The 14,889-nt window shown below is 62.5% G+C and carries 13 protein-coding genes; 1 reads left to right on the top strand and 12 read right to left on the bottom strand.

Features of this window, described 5'->3' with window-relative positions; translation table 11 throughout:
- Positions 1 to 3 precede the first annotated feature (3 nt).
- The 12 genes from Q4481_RS03480 to Q4481_RS03425 form a co-directional block, all read right to left on the bottom strand.
- A complete protein-coding gene (locus Q4481_RS03480; protein ID WP_304374892.1) occupies positions 4 to 1,200 on the bottom strand; it encodes an acyl-CoA dehydrogenase family protein in 1,197 nt (398 codons plus the stop codon).
- A gap of 20 nt (positions 1,201 to 1,220) precedes the next feature.
- Entirely contained in the window at positions 1,221 to 3,335 is a 2,115-nt protein-coding gene (locus Q4481_RS03475; RefSeq protein ID WP_304374891.1) for a 3-hydroxyacyl-CoA dehydrogenase NAD-binding domain-containing protein, read from the bottom strand.
- A 60-nt stretch (positions 3,336 to 3,395) separates the two neighbouring features.
- Entirely contained in the window at positions 3,396 to 4,571 is a 1,176-nt protein-coding gene (locus Q4481_RS03470; protein WP_304374890.1) for an ABC transporter substrate-binding protein, read from the bottom strand.
- Between the two features lie 25 nt (positions 4,572 to 4,596).
- The gene (locus Q4481_RS03465; RefSeq protein ID WP_304374889.1) at positions 4,597 to 6,480 is read right to left on the bottom strand and encodes an AMP-dependent synthetase/ligase; all 1,884 of its coding nucleotides are present in this window, start codon (positions 6,478 to 6,480) and stop codon (positions 4,597 to 4,599) included.
- An 11-nt stretch (positions 6,481 to 6,491) separates the two neighbouring features.
- On the bottom strand, positions 6,492 to 7,265 hold the full coding sequence (locus Q4481_RS03460; protein WP_304374888.1) for an ABC transporter ATP-binding protein: 774 nt from the start codon (positions 7,263 to 7,265) through the stop codon (positions 6,492 to 6,494).
- Positions 7,262 to 8,041, bottom strand: coding sequence for an ABC transporter ATP-binding protein (locus tag Q4481_RS03455; RefSeq protein ID WP_304374887.1), 780 nt, complete (start codon positions 8,039 to 8,041; stop codon positions 7,262 to 7,264). Before Q4481_RS03455 ends, Q4481_RS03460 begins: the two co-directional genes overlap by 4 nt.
- On the bottom strand, positions 8,038 to 9,138 hold the full coding sequence (locus tag Q4481_RS03450; protein ID WP_304374886.1) for a branched-chain amino acid ABC transporter permease: 1,101 nt from the start codon (positions 9,136 to 9,138) through the stop codon (positions 8,038 to 8,040). Before Q4481_RS03450 ends, Q4481_RS03455 begins: the two co-directional genes overlap by 4 nt.
- 2 nt (positions 9,139 to 9,140) lie before the next feature.
- Positions 9,141 to 10,016, bottom strand: a complete 876-nt coding sequence (locus Q4481_RS03445; protein WP_304374885.1) for a branched-chain amino acid ABC transporter permease — start codon at positions 10,014 to 10,016, stop codon at positions 9,141 to 9,143.
- Between the two features lie 75 nt (positions 10,017 to 10,091).
- Positions 10,092 to 10,742 carry a TetR family transcriptional regulator gene (locus tag Q4481_RS03440; RefSeq protein WP_304374884.1) on the bottom strand — a complete coding sequence of 217 codons (651 nt, stop codon included), beginning with the start codon at positions 10,740 to 10,742 and terminating at the stop codon, positions 10,092 to 10,094.
- 260 nt (positions 10,743 to 11,002) lie between these two features.
- Positions 11,003 to 11,971, bottom strand: a complete 969-nt coding sequence (locus Q4481_RS03435; RefSeq protein WP_304374883.1) for an NADPH:quinone oxidoreductase family protein — start codon at positions 11,969 to 11,971, stop codon at positions 11,003 to 11,005.
- Positions 11,971 to 13,200, bottom strand: a complete 1,230-nt coding sequence (locus Q4481_RS03430; RefSeq protein ID WP_304374920.1) for an acyl-CoA dehydrogenase family protein — start codon at positions 13,198 to 13,200, stop codon at positions 11,971 to 11,973. The genes Q4481_RS03435 and Q4481_RS03430 overlap by 1 nt, the downstream gene beginning before the upstream one ends.
- 10 nt (positions 13,201 to 13,210) lie before the next feature.
- Positions 13,211 to 13,900 (bottom strand): TetR/AcrR family transcriptional regulator, encoded by a 690-nt coding sequence (locus Q4481_RS03425; RefSeq protein WP_304374882.1) that lies wholly within the window; start codon positions 13,898 to 13,900, stop codon positions 13,211 to 13,213.
- 141 nt (positions 13,901 to 14,041) lie between these two features.
- Between Q4481_RS03425 and Q4481_RS03420 the strand changes: the two genes are divergently transcribed.
- Positions 14,042 to 14,875 carry an SDR family oxidoreductase gene (locus tag Q4481_RS03420; RefSeq protein WP_304374881.1) on the top strand — a complete coding sequence of 278 codons (834 nt, stop codon included), beginning with the start codon at positions 14,042 to 14,044 and terminating at the stop codon, positions 14,873 to 14,875.
- The last annotated feature ends 14 nt before the right edge of the window (positions 14,876 to 14,889 follow it).

Raw genomic sequence — 14,889 nt, 5'->3', positions numbered from 1 at the left:
GGTTCAAAGCCCCATAACAGTCTTGGAAATGATACCGCGCTGGACCTCGTTGGACCCGCCATAGATCGAGATCTTGCGATTGTTGAAATAGTCGGCCGCGACACCCGAGGCATAATCGGGACCGACCGTCTCGCCGTTATAGCCTTCCTCCAGTGCCGCCGGAATGAAGGGCATGGCTTGCGGTCCGAGCGCCCGGCGGGCGAGATCGTTGATCTCCTGCAGGATTTCGGTGCCCTTGATCTTCAGCATCGAGGAAATCGGCCCGGCTTGCGCTGCGGCATCGGGCGAGGAGAGAACGCGCAGATTGGTGGTGGCAAGGGCGTCGAGCTCCATCTCCACCTTGGCGATGCGGGCGGCAAACAGAGTATCCTCGATCAGCGGCACGCCACGGATCTTTTCGCTTCTCGCGATCTCCTTGACGGTCGAAAGCGCATCCTTGGCAAAGCCGATGCCGGCAATGTTGGTGCGCTCATGGGTGAGCAGATATTTGGCATAGGTCCAGCCGAGATTTTCCTCGCCGACGCGGTTTTCGACCGGCACCCGGACATTGTCGAAGAAGACCTCGTTGACCTCGTGGGTGCCCTCGAGAAGGATGATCGGCCGGACCGTGATGCCCGGCGTCTTCATGTCCACGAGGATAAAGGAAATGCCTTCCTGCGGCTTGCGATCAGTTGCGGTGCGGACGAGGCAGAAGATCTTGTCGGCATACTGGCCGAGCGTCGTCCAGGTCTTCTGGCCATTGATCACATAATGGTCGCCGTCGCGCTCGGCGCGGGTCTTGAGCGAGGCGAGGTCGGAGCCGGCGCCGGGCTCGGAATAGCCCTGGCACCACCAGTCCTCACCCGAGAGAATGCGCGGCAGATAATAGGCCTTCTGCGCCTCGGAGCCGAACTTCATCAGCACCGGAGCGAGCATCTTCAGCCCGAAGGGCAGGATGCGCGGCGCGCCGGCAGCCGCCGCCTCATCCTCGAAAATCTGCTGCTGCACCGGCGTCCATTCGGCGCCGCCATACTGTTTCGGCCAGGATTGCGCCAGCCAGCCGCGCCTGTTGAGCGTCGCATGCCAGAATTCGGTATCGGCCTTGCTGATGGTCATGTTGCGCTTGACCTTGCGGGCGAGCGCCGGCGGCAATTCGGCAGCCAGGAAGGCGCGGACCTCGTCGCGAAAGGCGAGATCCTCGGGCGAATAGGACAGATCCATGATGGTGTCTCCTGTCGTTGTCAGCTGCGATCATTGAGGCTGGCGAATGTCTGTCCTTTACGGACGAGTTCGACCAGCAGATCGGCGGGTTTGTAGAATTCCTGATCCTCGGCGGCGAACTCCTCGAGATCGGCGAGGACCTTTGCCAGTCCGATGCTGTCGACATAATGCATCGGACCGCCGCGCCAGCGCGGGAAACCGTAGCCGGCCAGCATGACCATGTCGACATCAAGCGGGCGTAGCGCGATGCCTTCCTCGACGACTCGGGCACCCTCGTTGATCATGATCGCGAGATAGCGGCGGATGATCTCGGCCTCGCTCAGGGCCGGGCGGACTGCGATCGCCTTCTCCTTGCGGATCTCCTCGATGAGGGCGAGGAATTCCGGATCCTCCTCACCCTTGCGGGCGCCTTCCGGATAGATGTAGCAGCCCCTGCCCGTCTTCTGGCCGAGCCGCTTCATCTCTGCCAGCCGATCCAGATAATCGAAGGCATAGCGTCCCTTGTAGCCCTCGGCGATGCGACGCTTGCGGGCAAGCCAGCCGATATCGAGGCCGGCGAGATCACCCATCTGGTGCGGCCCCATCGGATAGCCGAAGCCGACGACGGCGCGGTCGATCGCATAGGGGCTGGTGCCATCCTCCACCATCGTGGCCGCAAGCCGGAGATAGCGTTCGAGAATGCGGTTGCCGATGAAGCCATCGCAGACGCCGGCGCGGACCCCGGTCTTGCCGAGCGCCTTGGCGAGCGCAAAGCCGGTCATGGCCGTATCGGCGGAGGTGTTTTTCGCCACCACGATCTCAAGCAGCTTCATGATATGGGCGGGCGAGAAGAAATGCAGGCCGAGCACATCGGCCGGCCGGTTGGTGACCGAGGCGATCGCGTCAATGTCAAGATAGGACGTGTTCGACGCCAGCGTGGCGCCCGCCTTGGCCACCTGGTCGAGACGACGGAAGACATCCTTCTTGATCTCCATATCTTCAAAAGCGGCCTCGATGATGAGATCGGCCTCGCGAAGCGCGGAGAAATCGGTGCTGACGCGGAAGAGATCATGGGCCAGACGGTTGCGGCGAGTCAGATCGTAACGACCGCGCGCCACGCCCTCATCCAGCACCTTCTCGACATTGGCACGACCGCGGGCCGCCCCCTCCTCGTCGCGCTCGACCATGGTCACCGGAATGCCGGCGAGAAGCATGGAGAGCGCTATGCCCGACCCCATGGTGCCACCGCCGATGACACCGGCGGTGCGGATTTCACGCGGACGGCCACTCTCCTGTTCGGGAATGCGGCTGACGGCCCGCTCGCTGAAAAAGGCATGGATGAGCGCCTTGCTCTGATCGGAGGCGAGCAGTTCCATGAACATGGCGCGCTCCTTCTGCATCGCTTCGGCAAAGGGCGTGTCGAGGCTGAGCGCGATGGCATCGAGCGCCCGGACCGGCGAGATCTGGCCGCGTGCTTTGGCTTCGACGGATTTGCGCAGGGTGGCGATCAGATCCGGCCGGGCACGATCGGCCGCGAGCTTTTCTTCGCGCTCCGACGTCCGGCGGACGGGCCGGCCAGCCGCAAGGATTTCGCGGGTAAAGGCAAGGCCGGCACTCTTCGGATCGGGATTGTCGGAGACCTGATCGACGATGCCGAGCGCTGCGGCTTCCGCAGCGCCGATCTGGCGGCCGGAGGTGATGATCTCGGTGGCCTGTTCGATGCCGACGAGACGCGGCAGGCGCTGGGTGCCGCCGGCGCCGGGCAGCAGGCCGATCGCCACTTCCGGCAGGCCGATCTTCGCCGATTTCAGCATCAGACGATAATGGCAGCCGAGCGCGATCTCGAGGCCGCCGCCGAGCGCGGTGCCATGAATGACGCAGATGACCGGCCGGTCGAGCGCTTCGATACGCCCCACGACATCGGGCAATGCCAGGCCCGAGAGCGGCTTGCCGAATTCACGGATATCGGCGCCGGCGACAAAGGTGCGTCCAGCTGCAACGATCAGCATCGCTTTTGCCGATCGATCGGCGGCGAACTGGCTGGCCGCCTGGGCCAGGCCCGCGCGCACGGCTTCGGAAGCGGCATTGACCGGCGGATTGTCGATCGTGACGATGAAGATGCCATCCTCAAGGGTAGCGGAAACGGGATTGGTCATGGAAATTCCTGTCGATTGTGGAAAGCCGCCCGGCGAACCGGGCGGCGGATGCGGTGCGGGTTACTGGCGCGCCAGTTCCTTCCAGTCGCCATTTTCGATGCGGGAAATGACGAGCAGGTCGCCACCGATATGGTCATCGGTGAAATCGGTCGGCACGCCGGCGATCTTGTCCTCGTATTTCAGGCTTTCCATGCCCTTCTGGAAGCTCTCCGGCGTCAGGTCCTTGCCGGCGGCCTCAAGGCCGCGAACGAGCGATTCAGCCGCCGAACGGCCAAGCAGCGCGCCGGTGGAGGGGAACTCGCCGGCTTCCTTCTGGTAGGCTTCGACCCAGGCCTTGACCTCAGGATCACCCATGCGGGCAACGATATCCGGCCAGCCGGACGCGGCATAGAAGCCCTCGGTCAGGCCACCGGGCACCTTGGCAATCGCGGTATGGAAGGAGGCGGTGCCGCCCAGGAACTTGGCGTCCGTCCAGCCCATCTTCTTGGCGGTGGCGAGCACGGTGATGACCTGGCGGACGCCGAGCGCCACCGTGATCGTGTCGCAGCCGGCCTGCTTGAGCTTGGTCAGCGAACCGACGAAATCCTGCTCGTCCGGCTTGTGGGTGGTCTCGGCCTTCATTTCGAGCCCGTTCTCCTTGACGCCGGCATCGGTGCCTTCCTTGATTTCGAGACCGAAATCGGACGGGATATACATCGAGCAGACATTCTTGGTGCCGGCATTGTCCTTCATATATTTCAGGCCAAGGCGGATCTGGTCGTAGTAGGAGGTGAAGCCCGCATATTTATAGGGCGACGGCGGCTCGACCATCTGGCGCGCAGAGGTGAGCGGCGCGACATTGGCGATCTTCTTCTGCTCCAGAAGCGGGAAGGCCGCGACATTCATCGGCGTTCCGAGCGACAGGAACATGGCGAAGACCTTGTCGGAATTCACCAGCTTGTTGAGCGCCTGCATGGCCTTGGGCATCTGGTAACCGTGGTCCTCCACCACGAACCGGATCTTGCGGCCATGGACACCGCCCTTGTCGTTGACTTCCTTGAAATAGAGGTTGGCCGCCTTGACCGCCGGCGCGCCAAAGGCGGCGAAGATGCCCGACATGTCCTGGTTCGATCCGATCACCACCTCGGTATCGGTCACGCCCTGGGTTTCGGCATAGGCCGCCCCCGAAAGCATGGTCGAGGCGAAAGCGGCAGCGGCAACGAGCCCCCCGATTTTCGATGCATTCATGTTCATCATGCTGGTCTCCTCCGGTTGTTTTCTTTCAGGCATACATCTGGTCGATCAGCGCCTTGTGCTTCTTCTCCACGAAGCCGCGCTTGAGCTTCATGGTAGCGGTGAGCTCCTCATCCTCGGCGGTGAGAAGAATGTCGATGAGGCGGAAATCCTTGATCTGCTCGACGCGGGCGAACTCGCTGTTAACCTCGGCGATGATCGAGCCGATCAGTTCGCGCACCTCCGGCCGGGCGCAGAGCGAGGCGAAATCGGAAAAGGGCACGCGGCGGTCCTGGGCGAATTTCTGCACGTTCTCCTGGTCGATCATGACCAGGCATGTGAGATATTTGCGGCGATCGCCGATCACCACCGCATCCGAGATATAGGGCGAGAACTTCATACGGTTCTCAAGCTCGGCAGGCGTGATGTTCTTGCCGCCGGCTGTGATGATGATGTCCTTGATGCGGCCGGTGATGGTGAGGAACCCGTCCGCATCGATATGGCCGGCGTCCCCGGTCTTCAGCCAGCCATCTGGCGTGAACGCCTCTGTCGTCGCCTCGGGCTTGCGCCAGTAGCCACGGCAGCAATTGCCGCCGCGATACTGGATCTCGCCATTTTCGGCGATGCGCACCTCGGCGCCGGGAATGACCGGCCCCACCGAGCCGACGCGGCTTTCGGTCGGCGAATTGACCGAGATGACGCCGGAACTCTCCGACATGCCGTAGCCCTCCACCAGCACGACACCGATGGCGCGGAACCATTTGAGGATTTCCGGCGACACGGGTGCTGCCCCTGTCGTGCCCATGCGCAGGCGATCAAAGCCCAGCATGCGGCGCAGGTTGGTGAGAACAGTCGCATCCCAGAAGGCATAGGCGAGCCGGGTTGAAAGCGGCACCGGCCGACCAGCGATCTCGGCTTCCGCCTTCTTCTGGCCGGTGGCGACGGCCTTGCGGAAGCACCAGCGTCCGAAGGGCGTGGCATCGCCCGCCATGATGGTGACACGGGAATAGATCTTCTCCCACAGCCGCGGCACGGCGGTGAAAACGGTGGGGCTCACCTCCTGCACATTGTCGAACACCGTCTCCGGGCTCTCGGCGAAGTTGACGGTCGAGCGGCTGACGATCGGGGTGAAGTTGGAGACGACGCGTTCGAGAATATGGCAGAGCGGCAGGAAGCAGACCTGCTCGTCCGTCTCATAGACCGGATTGCGCACCATGCCGGAAATGATCGAGAAGATGATGTTTTCATGCGTGATCATCACGCCCTTGGGCATGCCGGTCGTGCCCGACGTATAGACGAGGATCGCAATATCGTCGCCGCGCGAGGCGGCCACCGCTGCCTCGAAGCGACCGGGATCGCGCGCCATTTCCTCAAGCCCGAGCCGGTAGAGATCATCCAGGAACATCACCTGCGGATCGGAAAAACCCTTGAGCCCCTCATCCTCGATGACGATGACCTTTTCGAGCCCCGGCATCTGGTCGCGGACGGCTAGGAACTTGTCGAGCTGCTCGTCATTTTCAACGAACAGGAAGCGGCTCAGGGAATCGTTGACGATATAGGCGAGCTGGCTCGCCGCATCGGTCGTGTAGATACCGGTGCAGATGCCGCCGGCCGACAGCACGGCGAGATCGGTATAGGCCCATTCCTTGCGATCCTCCGAGATGATGGAAACGCAATCACCACGCTGGAGGCCGAGGGCCAAGAGCCCGAGCGCGATCTTTTCGGCATGGCTGCGGTAATCGGCCCAGGAATAGGAAAGCCAGATGCCATATTCCTTCTCGCGGTGGGCGGTGCGTTCGCCGAGCGTCCTGCAACGGTCGACGAACAGCTTGACCAGCGTATCATGGCCATCGACCAGATAGGGGCCGTGGCTGAGATCGCGGTTGAAGCTCACACCATTGATGACCTGCATCGGACTGGTCCTGTCGTTCATCATCCCCTCCCTCATCGCCAGGTCTTGCGCTGTTTCCAGCGCCGCTGGCCGCGCTGGCCCTCTTCGCGGACGCCGAGATAGAATTCCTGAATGTCGCGCGAGGCGGCGAGCTTTGCGGCATCGCCCTCCATGACAATGCGGCCGAGTTCCAGCACATAGCCGTAATGGGCGGCATCGAGCGCGATCCTGGCATTCTGCTCGACGAGCAGCATCGTCACCTTCTGATCGCGGTTGAGGCGGCGGATGATGGCGAAGATTTCCTTGACCAGAAGCGGGCTCAACCCCAGGCTCGGCTCGTCGAACAGCATGATCTTGGGTCGCGCCATCAGGCCGCGACCGATCGCCAGCATCTGCTGCTGACCGCCCGAAAGCGTTCCGGCATCCTGCTTGTAGCGTTCCTTGAGGATGGGGAAATAGCTGTAGACCATGTCGATATCGGAGGCGATGCCCTCGCGATCGGGCCGCGTATAGGCGCCCATCTTGAGATTGTCCTCGACCGACAGAAGCGGAAAGATCTCGCGGCCTTCCGGCACATGGACCACGCCCTTGCGCACCACCGCATCGGGTTCCAGCCCCTGGATCTCCTCGCCATTGAGGCGGACGGTGCCCTTTTCCGGATCCATGACGCCGGAAATGGTCTTCATCAGCGTCGTCTTGCCGGCACCGTTGGCGCCGAGCACGGTAACGATCTGGCCCTCATGCACTTCGAGGCTGACGCCGCGAATGGCCATGATCGGCCCATAGTAGCTTTCGAGATTTTCGATCCGAAGAACGGGCTGGGTCATGCCGCTTCCTCCTTGTCGTCCGATCCGAGATAGGCCTCGATGACGGCCGGATGGGTCTGCACCTCATGCGGGGTGCCGAGCGCGATCTGGCGTCCGTTGGCAAGCGCCAGAACCCGATCGCAGACGCTGGAAACCAGATGCATGTCATGCTCGACCATCAGCACCGTGATGCCGAGCACCTTCTTGATATCCTCGATCCAGAAGGCGACATCCTGGGTTTCCTCAACCGACAGGCCCGAAGCCGGCTCATCGAGCAGCAGCAGCTTCGGTGCGATCGACAGCGCGCGGCCCATTTCCACCACCTTGCGGACGCCATAGGGCAGACCGGCGATGGTCTTGTCGCGATAGGCCTGCAGGTCGAGAAAATCGATGACATGCTCGACCGCTTCGCGATGGCGGTGTTCCTCGCGCCGCACGAAGGGCGTGAAGAGAAGTTCGGTGAGGAAATTCGAACGACGATGGGTATGGCGGCCGGCCAGCAGGTTCTGCAACACGCTTGCCTGTTCAAACAGTTCGATATTCTGGAAAGTTCGGGCGATGCCGAGGCCGGCGATCTCGTGCGGCGGCCGGTCGAGGATCGTCCGGCCCTGGAACAGGATATCGCCGGAAAAGGGCGTATAGAAGCGCGAGATCATGTTGAAGATCGTCGATTTTCCCGCCCCGTTCGGACCGACGAGGGCGAAGACCTCGCCTTCCTCGACCGCAAAGGAGACATCGTTGACCGCGGTGAGACCACCGAACTTGAGCGTGACATTTTTGAGTTCGAGAAGGCTCATCGGATGCGCTCCGTCTTGAGATAGCTCTTCTGGCGGCGGAACATGTCGCGCCGATAGAAGGGAAAGAGTTCGAGATAGGTGCGGATCTTCAGCCAGCGGCCATAGATGCCGTAGGGCTCGAAGAGGATGAAGCCGATCAGGATCAGGCCGAAGACGCCGGCCTCGAGCCCCGGAATGGCGATGGAATCAAGCCCGAAGGTGGCCGTCAGATGATCGCGGGAAAAGGCGATCGCCTGCGGCAGCAGGCCGATCACCATCGCCCCCAGAAAGGCGCCGTGGATCGAGCCCAGCCCGCCGATGACGATCATCAGCAGCAGGTTGATCGAGATGACGATGTTGAAAGTCTCATGGTTGAACACCGAGGCGAAATGGCCCATCAGCGCGCCGCCGAGCCCGGTGATCGCCGTCGAGAGGCCGAAGGCGAGCGCCTTGGTGGCGGCCACGTTGATGCCCATCGCCTGGGCCGAGATTTCGGAATCGCGCACGGCGGCAAAGGCGCGTCCAAGCGGCGACCGCAGGATATTACGGTAGCCGATCACCAGCAGCACGCAGATGCCGAGCACCAGCCAGTAGAGGCCGGCCGGATTGGAGTAACGGTTGAAGCCGATGCCGAAGATTTCGATATCGGGGGCGAAGAGGCCGTTGACGCCGCCGGTCAGCGGTTCGGAGAGAACGATCACATCCTCCATCATCACCGAGACGGCGAGCGTGGCGATGGCAAGATAGATGCCGTGCAGGCGGGTGACCGGCAGCGCAAAGAGCGCGCCGACCAGGCCGGTGATGATGCCTGAAAGCGGAAAGGCGAGGATGAAGGGCACATTGAGCAGCGTCTGCAGGAGAACGCAGGCATAGGCGCCGATCGCCAGGAATGCGGCATGGCCGAGGCTCGCCTGCCCCGACTGGCCGACGAGCAGCATCAGGCCAAGGCCGCCAACGGCCCAGATCAGCACATTGGTCGCTTCGCCGACCATGAAATCGCCGAGCAGGAAGGGCAAGGCCATGGCTGCGGCGAGAAGCAATCCATACCAGAAGGCCTGGGCCCCATGTTTGAAGAGGCGGATATCGGCCTCGTACGAGCGTTTGAAGACGATCCGCATGGTTACACCTTCTTCGCCTTGACCTGGGACAGGATGCCGTGCGGCCTGAGGATCAGCACCAGCACGAGAATGAGATAGGGCATGACCTGCGACACGCCGGCGGCGATGTAGCGCGAGGACAAGGGCTCGATGAGGCCGATCACCAGACCGCCGAGAAGCGCGCCGGGCAGGCTGCCGAAACCGCCGATGACGGCCGCAGCCGAGGCCTTGATGCCGAGCAGGCCGGTCGAGGGATCGATCGAGCCCTTGGCGGCAAAGAGGATGCCGGCGACGGTGGCAACCGCGCCTGACAGCGCCCAGACCATGGAATGGACCCGCTTGACCGGGATGCCCATGTAATAGGCTGCAAGCTGGTTCTGCGAGGCCGCCTGCATGGCGACGCCGAGCCGGGTGCGGGCGAAGAAGAGATAGAGGCCGCCGGTGAGCAGCAGCGTGACGATGATGGTGGCGATCTCGTCGAAACCGAGCACGAGGCCGCCGATCCGTACATCCATGCCGGCAAAGGGGCTTTCGAGCGATTGCGGTTCATGGCCCCAGATGACGCCGGCGAGGAAGCGGGCGACGAAGCCGATGGCAATCGTGAGAATGACGACGGCGATCTGCGACTGGCCGAACATGCGGCGGATGACCACCACTTCGAGCAGGAAGCCGACCAGTGCCATGATGGCGATGGCCATCGGCACCGCAAGCCAGAACGGCAGGCCCATATGGCCGGAATTGGTGAGGCTGAGCGTGATGAAGGCACCGAACATCATGAAATCGCCCTGGGCGAAATTCACCGCTTCGGTGGCCTTGTAGATCAGCACGAAGCCGAGCGCGATCAGGCCATAGACGCAGCCGTTCGCAAGGCCGCTGATCAAAAGCTGCAAAGTATCCAAACCAAGGCCCCTCCCAAAGCCCGAGCTTTCGCTCTCCGGTTTTCGCGGGCGTTTTCGCCCCTGTCCTCCGTTCCGTTACATCGTCATGCCTGCCATTGCCGCCGGGGCGCCAAGCCCCCTCAGGGCGAATTCGACACATTGCTGCGCCAGATTGAGCCTGTCCTCCACTGTCTCGCCATGGCGCGGCGAGTACCAGAAGATCGGCGAATTGAGCGCCAGGAACATCAGCTGCAAGGCGATACCGGCATCCTTGAACTGCAGGTCTCCCTCCTCCTTGGCCGCCTTGAGCGCCGCACGAAACCGGTCCGAATAGCTGTCGCGATAGGCGATCAGTGCGGCGAGCCGGTCGCGTTGCTCGGGCGTAGTGGCACCACGCAGGTGAATGGCCACCCCTTCCCAGACCGAACGCTGATAGGCGCGGTTCTCGATCATCGACATCGTATGGGCGAGCGCCATCGATTTCAGCCGGTCCATCGCCCGTCCCGCCGCGTCGAGATAGGGTCCGATCGCTGCGAAATTGCGGTCCATCCCCTCTTCCGCGACGGCAAAGAAGAGATCGGCCTTGGAGGCGAAGAAGTGATAGATGCGGCCCTTGGTGCTGCCGAGACGGCGCGCCACATCATCAATACTGGTTTCGGCATAGCCTCGTTCCATGAAACAATGCGCAGCAACGCGCAGGATTTCATGCAGGCCCTCCTCCGAGCCGCGCGGCGTCGAAATCGACATCGATCAGCATCCTCCCATGTCCGATATGCAACCGGCTCCCTGCTGTCGATGAGAGTAGGACATACTACTCGGTATGTTGTCAAGCGGACATAGTCGACCCACTAAAACAATTTTCGGTTTTAATTTTCGCGCAATTGTAGCAAACGCACCAAAATCCGCCCGAAATTCGCTCCGGCCGGAGATTTTGGTTCAGACGACGGACGCCTATCGCCGTCGCGGGAAAAAGGGTCGGCAATCACTCGCCGACCAGTCTCCTCCACCTATGGGTGCAGGACATACTTTCCGACGGCGCCGCGCGCCATGATGCGTTCGAGCACGGGAACGGCATCCGAAAGCGGATGGCGCCCGTCGATCTTCGGTTTGACGGCGCCCGACTGGTACCAGCCGAACAGTTCCTGCATGTTGGCCGCATAGGTGGCCGGTTCATGGGCGGTGAAACTGCCCCAGAAGACGCCGACCAGATCGAATTCCTTCACCAACGCCAGATTGGCCGGCAGGGCCGGAATGCGCCCGGCGGCAAAACCGACGACGAGGTAGCGGCCATAGCGACCCATCAGGCGCACGAGCGTATCGAACAGATCGCCACCGACCGGATCGAAGACGACATCAATGCCCCGCTTGCCGGTGAGCGCCTTGAGTTCATCGCGCAGATTGTCGTAACCGATCGCATGATCGGCGCCGGCTTCGAGCGCCACCTTGCGCTTGTCGTCGCTGGAGGCGATCGCAATCACCGTCGCGCCGAGTGCCTTGCCGATCTGCACGGCCGCAAGGCCGGTGGCGCCGGCAGCACCGGCGACGACGAGGATTTCGCCTTCCTTCAGGCGGCCGCGCTGGCGCAGCGCATGATGGGAGGTGCCAAAGGCGCACAGAAGCGCGCAGGCATCATCGGCCGGCATGCCGGCGGGCAAGGGAATGCAGTTCCGTTCCGGCGCGATCCCGAGTTCCGCATAACCGCCGGTGGAGGCAAAATAGGCAACCCTGTCGCCCACCTTGAGCCGCTTGACCTCGGCACCGACCGCCTCGATGGTCCCGGCCATTTCGAAGCCGGGAATGAAGGGCAGTTCCGGCTTGGCCTGATAGAGGCCCTGGACGATGAGCCCGTCCGGATAATTGACGCCCATGGCCTCGGCCCGCACCAGCACATCGTTCGGACCCGGAGCCGGGTCGGCGACCTCTTCGAGCGAAAGGCCGGCGATCGGCCCATAGGACTTGCAGAGAATGGCTTTCATCAGACTTTTCCGTTCAGATAGCGTGACAGTTCCTGGCGGGCGACCTGACGGCGATGAACCGCATCGGGCCCATCGGCCAGCCTGAGGGTGCGGACATGTTTCCACATACGGGCGAGCGGCGTTTCCTGGCTGATGCCGGCGCCGCCATGCATCTGCACCGCCTCGTCGATGATCTTGAGCGCCATGCGCGGGGCGGCCACCTTGATCTGGCTGATCCAGGGGGCGGCAGCCTTGGCATCGCCCTGATCCATCATCCAGGCGGCTTTGAGGCACAGAAGCCGGGTCATTTCGATATCCATGCGCGCTTCGGCGATGATGTCGAAATTGGCGCCGAGCTGGGCGAGCTTCTTGCCGAAGGCTTCGCGGGCGAGCGAGCGCTTGCAGAGCAGTTCGAGCGCCAGTTCGGCATGCCCGATGGCGCGCATGCAATGGTGGATGCGGCCCGGACCGAGGCGCCCTTGCGAGATCTCGAAGCCCCTGCCCTCGCCGAGAATGAGATTGTCCACCGGAACGCGGACATTGTTGAAGGCGATATGCATATGGCCATGCGGCGCATCGTCGTCACCATAGACTTCCATGGCGCGCAGCACCTCGACGCCCGGTGTGCCGGCCGGCACGAGGATCATCGAATGCTGCTCATGCTTCTTGCCCTCGGTGGGCGTGCGCACCATGACGATATAGATCTTGCAGCGCGGATCGCCCGCACCCGACGACCACCATTTTTCGCCATTGAGCACATAATGATCGCCATCGCGGACGCAGCTCATGGAAATGTTGGTGGCGTCTGACGAGGCTTCGCCCGGCTCGGTCATCAGATAGGCGGAGCGGATTTCGCCGGCGAGCAGCGGCTTCAGCCAGGCCTCCTTCTGCGCTTCCGTGCCGTAGCGTTCCAGCACTTCCATGTTGCCGGTATCGGGAGCCGAGCAGTTGAACACTTCCGCCGCCAGATGCGACTTGCCCATTTCCTCGGCCAGATAGGCATATTCGACCGTCGACAGGCCGTAACCGCGATCGGAATGGGTGAGCCAGAAATTCCACAGGCCGCGCTCGCGCGCCTTGGCCTTCAGCCCTTCGAGAATTTCCGTCTGGCGGGCGGTATAGACGAAGCGGCTGCCGGCCTTGCCGACTTCGGAGAGGAATTCCTCATCGAGCGGAATGATCTCGTCGCGCACCATGGCGCAGACAGCGGCATGAATGGGTTTCAGCCGCTCGGTCATCCCGAGCGCCATATCCTTGTTGTCATTGCCCTTCGGCATCAGCGTAAACCTCCCTGTCCTTCGTCCATCCGAGAGCGCGCATCGCATAGAGCGCGCATTCATCCACGATTTTTTCGATCTCTTCGGCGCTCTGTCCCTCGCGCGGCCGATACCAGAAGACCGGTCCGTTCACCGCCATGAAGGCCGTGTTGAGCGCGATGCTCGAATGCTGGAACGCGAGAAACCCCTCAGCGCGCGCGGCCTCCATCACCAGACGGAACCGTTCGGCATAGGCATGGCGCAATTCGGCCAGCTCGCCGAGCTGCGCATGTTCCGGTTCCGGCAGCGCGTTCTGGCGCAACATTTCCACGCCCTCCCAGACCACGCGCTGGAATGCCTGGGTCTCGATCATCGAACGGACATGGGCGCGCAGCATGGCATGAAGCCGCTGGTCTGCCGGACCGGGTGCCGAAAGGCAGGGTTCGATGGCAGCGACGTTCATTTCCATGCCGGCGCGATAGACATCGAAGAACAGCTCGGCCTTGGAACTGTAGTGATGGTAGATCCGGCCCTTGGTGGAGCGGATGCGGGCGGCGACATCATCGATCGAGGTGCCGGCGAATCCGCGCTCCTGAAAGGATCGCGCCGCTCCTTCGAGGATCTCCATGCGCGACAGACCGGCATCCGGCTGGCGCCGATAGCGGGAAACCTTTGTCGTTGCTGTCTCTTGCATCACGCCCTGCCGCAGCTGCCGTCGAGGGGATTGCAAAACATCCGGAAAAATCCGCCCCCCCTCTTTACGAGTTGCCATCAATGAACATACTATTCGGTATGTTGTCAATCGGCATCGAAAGCCGACGATCGGGAGGACCCTATGAACGAGACCATGAACGCCTTTCTGGCACGGCTCTATTCGCTTGAAGGCAAGACGGCCCTTGTGACCGGCGGCGCCACCGGCATCGGCCGCATGATCGCCACAGCCCTTGTCCAGGCCGGCGCCCGGGTGCTGATCGCCTCGCGCAAGGCAGCCGATTGCGAAGCGGTGGCAGCCGAACTCAACGCGCTTGGCTCAACCGGCACGGCGGAAGGGTTCGGCGGCGACGTGTCCAGCGAACAGGGCGTCAAGGATCTGGTGGCGGCGGTCAAGGCACGCACCGAGCGGCTCGACATTCTCTTCAACAATGCCGGGGTCACCTGGGGCGCACCGATGGAGAGCTTTCCCTGGGGCGCCTGGGAAAAGGTGATGAACATCAACGTCACCGGCCTCTTCACGCTGACGCGCGAACTGTTGCCGATGCTGGAAGCCTCCGGCAAGCCGGGCGATCCGAGCCGCGTCGTCAATCTCGGTTCGGTGATGGGCTCGACGCCGATGACCGACCCGACCTATTCCTATTCGACCTCGAAGGCGGCGGTGCATCACCTCACCCAGATTCTCGCCAACACGCTCGCCGGCCGCAACGTCACCGTCAATGCGTTTGCGCCGGGGCCGTTCCAGAGCAAGATGACAGCATTTGCGACCGGCACGGATGAAAAGGCCGCGAAGATCGGCAAGGGTGTGCCGCTCGGCCGCATCGGCCTGCCGGATGACATTGCTGCTGCAGCGCTCTTCCTCTGCGGTCATGGCGGCTCCTACGTGACGGGCCAGATCCTGCATCTCGATGGCGGGCTGCATGCCAACTATCCGGGCGGCCTGTTCGACGAACATTGACATCAGCCAAGAGG

This window comes from Fluviirhizobium alvei (genome assembly GCF_030551875.1).
In the GTDB taxonomy this organism is placed as follows: domain Bacteria; phylum Pseudomonadota; class Alphaproteobacteria; order Rhizobiales; family Rhizobiaceae; genus Rhizobium_E; species Rhizobium_E alvei.
Note: the sequence above shows the minus strand (reverse complement) of the source record. Positions and strands in the feature narration are given on the sequence as shown.

Excerpts from the sequence above, each read along its gene's own strand:
- Q4481_RS03480 (WP_304374892.1), bottom strand. The coding sequence starts at position 1,200 with ATGGATCTGTCCTATTCGCCCGAGGATCTCGCCTTTCGCGACGAGGTC.
- Q4481_RS03475 (WP_304374891.1), bottom strand. The coding sequence starts at position 3,335 with ATGACCAATCCCGTTTCCGCTACCCTTGAGGATGGCATCTTCATCGTC.
- Q4481_RS03470 (WP_304374890.1), bottom strand. The coding sequence starts at position 4,571 with ATGATGAACATGAATGCATCGAAAATCGGGGGGCTCGTTGCCGCTGCC.
- Q4481_RS03465 (WP_304374889.1), bottom strand. The coding sequence starts at position 6,480 with ATGAACGACAGGACCAGTCCGATGCAGGTCATCAATGGTGTGAGCTTC.
- Q4481_RS03460 (WP_304374888.1), bottom strand. The coding sequence starts at position 7,265 with ATGACCCAGCCCGTTCTTCGGATCGAAAATCTCGAAAGCTACTATGGG.
- Q4481_RS03455 (WP_304374887.1), bottom strand. The coding sequence starts at position 8,041 with ATGAGCCTTCTCGAACTCAAAAATGTCACGCTCAAGTTCGGTGGTCTC.
- Q4481_RS03450 (WP_304374886.1), bottom strand. The coding sequence starts at position 9,138 with ATGCGGATCGTCTTCAAACGCTCGTACGAGGCCGATATCCGCCTCTTC.
- Q4481_RS03440 (WP_304374884.1), bottom strand. The coding sequence starts at position 10,742 with ATGTCGATTTCGACGCCGCGCGGCTCGGAGGAGGGCCTGCATGAAATC.
- Q4481_RS03435 (WP_304374883.1), bottom strand. The coding sequence starts at position 11,971 with ATGAAAGCCATTCTCTGCAAGTCCTATGGGCCGATCGCCGGCCTTTCG.
- Q4481_RS03430 (WP_304374920.1), bottom strand. The coding sequence starts at position 13,200 with ATGGCGCTCGGGATGACCGAGCGGCTGAAACCCATTCATGCCGCTGTC.
- Q4481_RS03425 (WP_304374882.1), bottom strand. The coding sequence starts at position 13,900 with ATGCAAGAGACAGCAACGACAAAGGTTTCCCGCTATCGGCGCCAGCCG.
- Q4481_RS03420 (WP_304374881.1), top strand. The coding sequence starts at position 14,042 with ATGAACGAGACCATGAACGCCTTTCTGGCACGGCTCTATTCGCTTGAA.